The following is a 9032-nucleotide window of genomic DNA, read 5'->3' as shown; positions in this document are numbered from 1 at the left end:
TTCTGAAAGGTTGCAAAGTAAAGCATATATAGAATGTTTGCGTAAATTAGATGAAAAATATCCAGAATTAGAAATGACAAAAGATATAGATATAGCAGAAGAATATTTTTAAAAAAGTCAATACTTTATAAATATCAAGCTATAACCGACCAATAAAAATCCCTGCGATTACGAAAATTAGTGTGTTTTATGACCACCTACCCGTCACACAACAAGGTAAATGTAGGACAACAGGAAAAACATATTCCTGGAACTAACAATTACAAAAATGAAATAGCAAAAGGTAAAGTTAAAAGTATTATTAAAGGTGATGCAAATGATGTTCAAAGATTGCTTGATGAAAAAGCAGGAACAGGAACTATGATTGGAAATAATAAAGAAAGAGTAAATTTTGGTGAAGTAATTGGTCAATATGTTGATCCGAATACTGGTATTGCAACAGATACAACAGTTGGAATTATTCACTATGGTAAAAATGGGGCTCATATTGTTCCAGCAAGACCTAAGTAAAAGGAGAATATAAATGGACGAATTAATGAAACAATTATGTAAGTATCCGAATAGAACTAATATTATTATGGTATGGGACACAGGATTGTGTATAGAAGGGATAATTGATACAATATATGAAAGCGATAATGGATTGGAAGAAAATGAGGAAGGTTATAAAGAATTTTATGCTTGTGCAGTAGAGGTAGTATCAATTATTACTGATTCTGATGGGAAAGTAGAAGTAGGAAATTTAATTGAAGTATCAATGGAGAATTGTCCTTTAAGTGTAAAATTGAAAGACGGATCGGAAATCTGGAAACAACCATGACTGAGTCAGTAATTTATTTCGTGTAATTTAATAAAGAAATCAATGTCATTTAGTTAAACAAATTAATGGTTACAAATAGCGGTTTCTGACTCCACAGAGCCGCTTTTCTTTTTTGTAAAACTTAAAAAATATTACAAAAAGTAATTGACATATCAGTCAAAAAATGTTGCGAAGCCAGCAGTAGATCAGAATAATAATCCAGTTCAGGCACCATTTATAAACATTACTATGCCAGAACTAAGCTATACTCTTTTACCAGAGGGCATTACCTATTAGGTACCAGTACATACCATGCCTAATGTTACAGCCATTAATGAGAATACATTAAAGACGATTAAAACTATTATGCATTGACAAAAGAAAGATTTACTGATGTTGTGCAGGACAGTATGGTAGATGGGATTTGGACCTTATAGCATAGACTACCATGCAAAGCTTAAAAAAACCTGGAAATAGAAAAAAATTTTCATTTACTCAAAAGAATGTATTTATTCTATGTGAAAATGTGGTATAATAATAGGATGAAAATCTATTTGTGAAGAGAGAATGCCATGTTCAAAATATCAAAAGATACTATCAAAAAATTAGCAACGGACGAAGCAACATATTTTCGAGGCTTGCGCTACTATAAAAATAATGCCGTTTCCAATGTAACATGGTCAAAGCAGAACCAACAATATAAGGCATTGGTGAGCGGCAGTAATCAATATATTGTAACGGTCGAAGAGGCCAAAGAAGGGAACGTTCATTATACTTGTAATTGTCCCGCACATATAAAATATGAAGGGGCTTGTAAACATGTGATTGCAACCCTTTTATTTATATCCAATTATATGGAACGGAATGAGACGAAGCAGCCAGCCAGCCCAGAAGAAAAGAACCTGTATCAGATTCTGGACTATTTTAAAAATCAAGATAAAGCAACTCTGGTTGGTGAGACTTTTCGTGTAGAAGTAACGTTCCGCGTTCCTGCCATTCTAAAAGGCAAGGATTCCAGGGCGTATGTATCCTTGCGAGCCGGAAGCAGCCGGCTATATAAAGTGCAGAATATAAAAAAATTTTTGGCTGGTCTTTACGAAAAGGAAAACATTATATTGGGCAAAGATTTTAAATTTATTGCGGGAGAAAGCAGGTTTACAAAATCATCCCAGGCAGTACTGGATTATCTCATATCCATTTATGAAATACAGGAAGCACTAGGAAAAGTATATTATAACAACTTGTTTGCCAAGTCAGAGATTGCAATTACCAAAAGCATGTTTTTTAAGCTGCTGCACGCAATTGGCGGAGAGCATTTTCAGATAGAGCTGAATGATGAACTGTATACAGAGGTAACCATGGTGAAGGGGAACCCTCCCATTGAATTTTCTATTGAAGGGGATGAGGAATCCATCAGCATTGAGATAAAGGACTATAAGCCAGTGAAACCATTTGTTGAAGATGGTTCCCTTTTATTATACGATGAGATATTATATCATCCAGATAAGGACTTTATTTCAAATTATCTGCCTTTTTACAATAGCTTTAAAAAAGATACCGAGCCGCTGACTTTTCATGGCGAGTTAAAAACCCAGTTTATTGATAATGTATTACCAAGGATTCATGAAACGATGGACATTAAAATACCAAAGAGTCTGGAGAATCATTATGTTAAGGAAGAACTGAAGATAAAGATTTATCTGGATAAATATAAAAATTATATTAAAGCAGTTATTCTGTTTCAATATGGGGCATATGAGCTGAATCCTCTTCTCAATAATGTGCCAAAGGGAATTATTATTGTCAGACAAAGAGAAAAAGAAAATGATTTCTTTGACAAGGTTGATCAGCTGCATTTTGAACCCTATCAGGATTTCTTTGTTATGAAAAAGGATGCAGACATATACGAATTTTTATCAAAAGATATCTTTGAATTAAATAAGAATTATCAGGTGTTTCATTCGGAACAGTTGAAAAATATGAAAATATCCAGTGCTGGAGCAGTACGGACTACGATTGGATTTAATGAAAAAATTAAGCTTTTGGAATTAAATATTGTATATGATGAAGTTCCTAAAAATGAGTTAAAGGATTTACTTGAGAGCCTTCAGGAAAAGAAGAAATATTACCGGTTAAAGGATGGCAGTTTTATTAGCCTGGAAGGTATGGAAATGGGGCAGATGAATCAACTGCTGGAACAGCTCCATGTAAAGGAGGATAATATTTCAGAAGAGGGACAGGTAAACCTTCCAGCTTATCAGGCTGTATATTTGGATCAGCTTTTAAATGAATATGATGCTCTCTATTGGGAGCGGACAACAGCGTATGAATCCTTGTTAAAAGGAATTTTGGAACCAAAGGAGATTAATTTGGAGGTTCCTGAAACTATTACGGCAACGCTGAGACCTTATCAGATTGTTGGATATAACTGGCTGAAAACTCTCGCAGATAATCAACTGGCTGGTATTCTGGCGGATGATATGGGATTAGGTAAAACTTTACAGACTATTACGTATATAGCCGCTTATTTAAAAGAAGCTCCAGATAAACTACATTTCCTGGTAGTGTCTCCAACCTCTCTTGTATATAACTGGCAGGAAGAGTTTGAAAAGTTTGCACCATCCATAAAGACGATTATTGCAGAAGGGACTCCTGAAGAAAGAGCAGCTCAAATTCATAGTATACTGGATAATGATGTGATTATTACTTCATACCCACTAATTCGACGTGATATTGATCTTTACCAACAGTATTCCTTTCATACCATGTTTATTGATGAAGCACAATTTATTAAAAATCCAAGTTCACAAAATGCACAGTCTGCAAAAAAAGTAGCAGCAAAACATAAATTTGCCCTTACAGGAACACCAATCGAAAATTCTCTTTCGGAGCTGTGGTCATTATTTGATTTTATTATGCCAAATTATTTATATACACATGCCCAGTTTGTTGAGAATTACGAAAAGCCTATTATGAAAGAGGGAGATAAGGCTACCTTGGAGGATTTAGGAAAACACATACAGCCCTTTATTTTAAGAAGGATGAAAAAAGATGTATTAAAGGAACTGCCTGATAAAATCGAAATGAAAATGATGGCTGAAATGACTCCAGAGCAGTCAAAAGTTTATTATGCTTATTTAGAATCCATGAAACAACAGCTTTCAATGGAAATAAATAAAAATGGCTTTGAAAAGAGCAGAATTCAGATATTAGCAGCATTGACCAGGTTACGTCAGATTTGCTGTCACCCAGCAACCTTTATTGAAAATTTTGAGGGGGAAAGCGGAAAGCTAAATCTGCTGACAGAGGTAGTATCTGAAATACTAGAAAATGGACACCGTATTTTGGTTTTTTCACAATTTACAAGTATGTTAGAAATTATTTCAAATGAATTAAAGAGACAGGAAATAGATTACTTTTATCTTTCTGGAAAGACAAAACCAAAGGAACGTAAAGATTATGTAAATCGATTTAATGATGGGGAGGGAAGTGTTTTTTTAATTTCCTTAAAGGCTGGTGGAACCGGGTTAAATCTAGTTGGCGCGGATGTTGTCATTCATTACGATCCATGGTGGAATCCAGCGGTAGAAGAGCAAGCAACGGATCGTGCTTATCGGATTGGACAAGAGAAATCTGTTCAGGTATTAAAATTACTGACTAAAAATACGATAGAAGAAAAAATTGATCGACTTCAAAAGAAAAAGAAGCAATTATCAAATTCAGTGATACAAGCCAAAGAAATTTTCATTAGCCAATTAACGCAAGAAGAATTGGAGGAATTATTTCGATGAAAAAAGTTTTATTTGTGATGAATCCTAAATCAGGAAAAGCAACAATTAAGAATGCACTATTTGAAATACTTGATCTATTTACAAAGAATAATTTTATCACCACGGTATATGCTACCCAGAAAAGTAAAGATGCCATAGAAATCATTGAAAAAGTGGGAGAAGAGTATGAATTGATTGTATGTTCTGGTGGTGACGGGACTCTGGATGAAGTAGTTACCGGTATATTAAATGCAAAATTGAACACGCCCATAGGCTATATTCCTGCTGGCAGTACAAACGATTTTGCCAAAAGCCTTGGAATACCTTCAAGAAAGATGGAAGCAGCGAAGTTAATTGTTCATGGAAAAGAATTTCAATGTGATATTGGGGTGTTTAACCAAAGTTACTTTGTATACATTGCTGCATTTGGAATATTTACCGATGTTTCTTATTCCACACCACAGTCTACGAAAAATTTAATCGGACATATGGCATATCTCTTGGAGGGGGTTAAAAGCCTGTCATTGCTTCAGTCTTATCATTTAATAGTGGAGCATGATGAAGAGGTGATAGAGGACGATTTCATTTTTGGAATGATAACCAATTCCATTTCAGTGGGAGGATTTAAAAGTTTTCGGGGACAGAAGGTACAATTTGATGATGGGCTGTTTGAGGTGCTTTTAATTCGTATGCCTAAAAATCCTCTTGAACTACAAAGCATTTTAGGTGCGTTGATTTTAAATGATATTAATAAAGACTATATGTGTTTTTTCAAAACATCAGAATTGACCATTCATTCAGAGCAAGAGGTTTCATGGACGCTGGATGGAGAGTTTGGAGGGCTGCATAAAACAGTATTGATTCAAAATAAGCAAAAGGAAATCACCATATTGAGAAATATGGATCTGCACACTTAGTATCCAGCACATATAAAACGGGGTTCTCTAGCAGGAGCCCCGTTTTGGATAATCAATAAATTCAAATTATTTTAGCACAGAAGAAGGCCATGTTCCATACCAAGCATATCCTGTTCTTCTTTCTTTTTCAATGTCACTTAGTTTATATTTAACTACTCCATCTCTTCCTACAAAAATAGGTTTATTTGTTCCAATCTGGTAAAAACGAGCCCAAGTAGGTGAAGCAGAAGAATCCTTAACAACGATTACATCTCCATTCTTTTTTACTACTTTGATTCCAGTGAGCTTGTACTTGTTAAACCAGTTTTGCGCAGCAGTAATGGCTGCTTTAATCTGTGATGTCGAAGTTCTTGTCTTTAAAAATTTTACGATAGCTGCACTTTCACTAGTACAAAGTGATGGAACTTCATAAGCTCTTGCACTAGCTGGTTTTAAAGTACTTTTATCATGCTGCTGTCCCCAGATGGTAAGGGTACCATTTACAGAAACCTGTGTTTTCAATATGCAGTTAACCCCATTAGCAACAGCTTTCTTACATTTAGATGCTGTTGTAGAATCTACAAATGAAAAGTCACCCTTTTTGTTGGCTGCATCGTCTAACAAATACATTACATTTATCATCGCATTATCATTATACGTAATGTGAGTGTGGTAACCAGAGCTTTGATAAACTTGTGGCCAGCCACCGTTGGAATATTGCATTTTTAACAAGAAATTAATTCCTTTCAGTGCTGCTGCTGAATACTTGCTGTTTTTAGTTTTCTTATATTCTGCTGCTAATTTTCTGATTTCTGTATATGTAGCACCATTATCAATTGTTGATTTTGACCAGTCTCCACTGGTTGTTGAATAGTTTTTTCTCCATCCTCCGTCTGACTGCTGATACTTTAAAATGTCGGAAATACTTGCAGTCGCAACACTTGATTCTGCGGCTAATACGATAGCAGATGGCTGTGAAATAAATGAAGTTGGAACAGCAGTAACACCTGTTGCTAAAAGTAATGAAAAAGATAAAACCCTTAATTGTTTCTTTAACATAAAATACCTCCCTATTTACATTTTTACATTATATAATTTTGTAAGTACTTACAAATGAATCTTACCACATATTTAACAAAAAGTAAATAGAAACTTGATTAAAAATTAACATTTTTGATATATATTGGCGGATAAATCTGGGGAATTCGTAAAAATGCAACAAAAAAGCTTTCATTTTGTAAAAAGTATTAAGAATGTCTTACTTTTTCAAAATGAAAGCACTTTCAAATACATTGCATTATTATTTATTGTTCAAGAAACTCTTGGTAAAAATCCTCAATAATCTGATCTAAAAAATCAGAATCCGCATCAGGGTACTGCATGAAAACAGCATTCTTCATTGCTTCTATTTTATTGAAATAAACGATTTCATCTGCAAGCATTTCATCTTCGTATTTATTCAGAAAATCTGCTGTAATATTATCTTTCAGCCACTGGATAATGTTATCTTGAAGACTGGTTTCTTCAGGTATTTCTCTTTTTAAGGAAGCTGCCCTCCTTAATGTAAAGATACCCACAAGCAAAGCTGCAACAGATAAAGCAGTATAAAGTGCATAATTGAAATATCCAGCAATCCAGCTTACAACACCAAGGGCATTCAGTATAATCACGCCAATTCCTATAATTCCCACTACAAGAAACATAATTCCACTAGAAGAAGCGTCACTATATTGTTCACTTTTTTTTACATAAGAACTCATGCTTACAGTACTCCTTTCGTTATTCTTCAATTTTAAATAAATGATATGCTTTTTTCCCTTTTTTCACCAATATGAATCCATCACTATTAAAGTCTGCTTTCGTAAACTTGCGGTCGAATTCAACACATTTCACATCATTTACAGATACACCACCCTGGGTGATTGTCCTTCTTGCGTCTGAGCGGGAAGAGGCTAACTTAGCATCTACTAACATAGTAATAAAATCAATTCCTGCTGCAAATTCTGCTTCTGTATACGTAGTAGTAGGGAGGTCCTCAGTTTTTCTGTTACCGCCAAATAAAGATCTTGCTGCTTCCTGAGCTTTTTGAGCTTCTTCTTCTCCATGAACAATTTTTGTGATTTCAAAAGCCAGCACCTCTTTCGCATGATTGATTTCCGCATCTTGTAAAGCTCCTAGTCTTCTTACTTCATCCATAGGCAGAAAAGTTAACAGACCAAGACATTCCTCTACTTTTACATCTTCAATATTTCTCCAGTACTGATAAAATTCATAAGGTGAAGTTTTTTCAGGATTTAGCCAGACAGCACCCTTTTGGGTTTTACCCATTTTAATACCTTCGCTAGTTGTTAAGAGCTTAAAGGTTAAGCCAAAGGCTGGTTTGCCTTCCTTACGACGAATTAAATCAACCCCGCCCAGAATATTAGACCATTGATCGTTTCCGCCTAGCTGAAGGCTACAGTCGTACATCTGATTCAGTTTTAAAAAGTCATAGGACTGCATTAACATATAGTTAAATTCAAAAAATGTCAGTCCCTTTTCCATACGTTGTTTGTAACATTCTGCTGTCAGCATTTTATTAACGCTGAAATGAACCCCAACTTCACGTAGGAACTCAACATAATTTAAGCTTAATAACCAATCTGCATTATTCACAATAATAGCATTGTCATCGCTGAAATCAATGAAACGGGACAATTGTCTGTGAAAACAGTCTGCATTATGTTGTATGGTTTCCTTTGTCATAATCGTTCTCATATCGGACTTTCCTGTTGGATCTCCAATCATGGTGGTTCCGCCGCCTAAAAGAGCAATTGGACGGTGTCCAGCTTTTTGCATGTGCATCATTGCCATAACAGTAAGAAAATGCCCTGCTGTAAGACTGTCTGCGGTTGCGTCAAAGCCTATATAAAAGGTAACCTTCTCCTTACCTAATAATTCTCGTATTTCTTCTTCGTGAGTTGCCTGCTCAATGAACCCACGTTCCAATAAAATATCATAAACATTTGTAGACATGATAAAGTCCTCCTTAAAAAATATGCAATTATTTGTATCGTAACATAATAATGTATATATTTCAAGCTAGTTTTCCACCATAATAAGGAATACACTATATGAAAAGGGATATAATATATAAAAAGAAATATGGAGCAATATGAGCGATTTAAGTAGTAATTCTATGTCAAGAGAAGAACTGATTCGAAATGCACGGGCAAACTGTATCCGGCAGATTGATGTACCTGGGGTTCAAAGGCAGTCAGGAACTCACAGCATACAAGAGGAAGAAACAATTAATCTTATGCATCCTGCTACATATATCCGCCTTTTTATAGCCTCGCTGCTTTTTTTGATTATTTTTGTGTGGAGTCATTTCCATATATCGGTGGGGAAATGGGGGCCAGACGACGTACAACAGCTGTTAGAATCTGAAGAACAACTAAATCTAATGGAAGAACAAACAGCAGACTTAATAGAAGAAAAAATAATTCCTGTTTTTCATAGACTGGAAGAATAAAATTTGATATAATGTCATATGGCAAAAGGGGTTTTTTAAGAATTTCTTAAAAT

At 34.9% G+C, this 9032-nt stretch carries 9 protein-coding genes; 6 read left to right on the top strand and 3 right to left on the bottom strand.

The annotated features are described in order from the left end of the window. Positions 1-189: 189 nt before the first annotated feature. The 5 genes from BM305_RS14980 to BM305_RS14965 all read left to right on the top strand — a co-directional run bounded on the left by BM305_RS14980 (position 190) and on the right by BM305_RS14965 (position 5486). The gene (locus tag BM305_RS14980) at positions 190-510 is read left to right on the top strand and encodes a polymorphic toxin type 50 domain-containing protein (protein WP_092562519.1); all 321 of its coding nucleotides are present in this window, start codon (positions 190-192) and stop codon (positions 508-510) included. A 13-nt stretch (positions 511-523) separates the two neighbouring features. Further along, positions 524-820, top strand: a complete 297-nt coding sequence (locus BM305_RS14975) for a hypothetical protein (RefSeq protein WP_092562516.1) — start codon at positions 524-526, stop codon at positions 818-820. Between the two features lie 144 nt (positions 821-964). Beyond that, complete coding sequence (locus BM305_RS19675) at positions 965-1096, top strand: hypothetical protein (protein WP_272481966.1); 132 nt, start codon at positions 965-967, stop codon at positions 1094-1096. Positions 1097-1371: 275 nt separating this feature from the next. Beyond that, positions 1372-4590: a DEAD/DEAH box helicase gene (locus BM305_RS14970; RefSeq protein WP_092562513.1), complete on the top strand. Its 3219-nt coding sequence runs from the start codon at positions 1372-1374 to the stop codon at positions 4588-4590. Further along, positions 4587-5486, top strand: coding sequence for a diacylglycerol/lipid kinase family protein (locus tag BM305_RS14965; RefSeq protein WP_092562510.1), 900 nt, complete (start codon positions 4587-4589; stop codon positions 5484-5486). The genes BM305_RS14970 and BM305_RS14965 overlap by 4 nt, the downstream gene beginning before the upstream one ends. Positions 5487-5552: 66 nt before the next feature. Here BM305_RS14965 and pelA read toward each other — a convergent pair whose 3' ends face one another. From pelA to tyrS, 3 genes are all read right to left on the bottom strand, one after another. Continuing rightward, on the bottom strand, positions 5553-6524 hold the full coding sequence (gene pelA / locus BM305_RS14960; RefSeq protein WP_092562507.1) for a pectate lyase: 972 nt from the start codon (positions 6522-6524) through the stop codon (positions 5553-5555). Positions 6525-6769: 245 nt separating this feature from the next. Continuing rightward, positions 6770-7225, bottom strand: a complete 456-nt coding sequence (locus tag BM305_RS14955) for a hypothetical protein (protein WP_092562504.1) — start codon at positions 7223-7225, stop codon at positions 6770-6772. A gap of 19 nt (positions 7226-7244) precedes the next feature. After that, complete coding sequence (gene tyrS, locus BM305_RS14950; RefSeq protein WP_092562501.1) at positions 7245-8480, bottom strand: tyrosine--tRNA ligase; 1236 nt, start codon at positions 8478-8480, stop codon at positions 7245-7247. A 139-nt stretch (positions 8481-8619) separates the two neighbouring features. On the opposite strand from tyrS, the gene BM305_RS14945 reads away from it, so the two are divergent. Next, positions 8620-8979, top strand: a complete 360-nt coding sequence (locus BM305_RS14945; protein WP_092562498.1) for a hypothetical protein — start codon at positions 8620-8622, stop codon at positions 8977-8979. The last annotated feature ends 53 nt before the right edge of the window (positions 8980-9032 follow it).

The organism is Anaeromicropila populeti (genome assembly GCF_900112775.1).
Lineage (GTDB): Bacteria > Bacillota > Clostridia > Lachnospirales > Lachnospiraceae > Anaeromicropila_A > Anaeromicropila_A populeti.
Note: the sequence above shows the minus strand (reverse complement) of the source record. Positions and strands in the feature narration are given on the sequence as shown.

Coding starts and splice junctions, on each gene's coding strand:
- BM305_RS14975 (WP_092562516.1), top strand. CDS start 524: ATGGACGAATTAATGAAACAATTATGTAAGTATCCGAATAGAACTAAT.
- BM305_RS14955 (WP_092562504.1), bottom strand. CDS start 7,225: ATGAGTTCTTATGTAAAAAAAAGTGAACAATATAGTGACGCTTCTTCT.
- pelA (WP_092562507.1), bottom strand. CDS start 6,524: ATGTTAAAGAAACAATTAAGGGTTTTATCTTTTTCATTACTTTTAGCA.
- BM305_RS14980 (WP_092562519.1), top strand. CDS start 190: ATGACCACCTACCCGTCACACAACAAGGTAAATGTAGGACAACAGGAA.
- BM305_RS14945 (WP_092562498.1), top strand. CDS start 8,620: ATGAGCGATTTAAGTAGTAATTCTATGTCAAGAGAAGAACTGATTCGA.
- BM305_RS14970 (WP_092562513.1), top strand. CDS start 1,372: ATGTTCAAAATATCAAAAGATACTATCAAAAAATTAGCAACGGACGAA.
- tyrS (WP_092562501.1), bottom strand. CDS start 8,480: ATGTCTACAAATGTTTATGATATTTTATTGGAACGTGGGTTCATTGAG.
- BM305_RS14965 (WP_092562510.1), top strand. CDS start 4,587: ATGAAAAAAGTTTTATTTGTGATGAATCCTAAATCAGGAAAAGCAACA.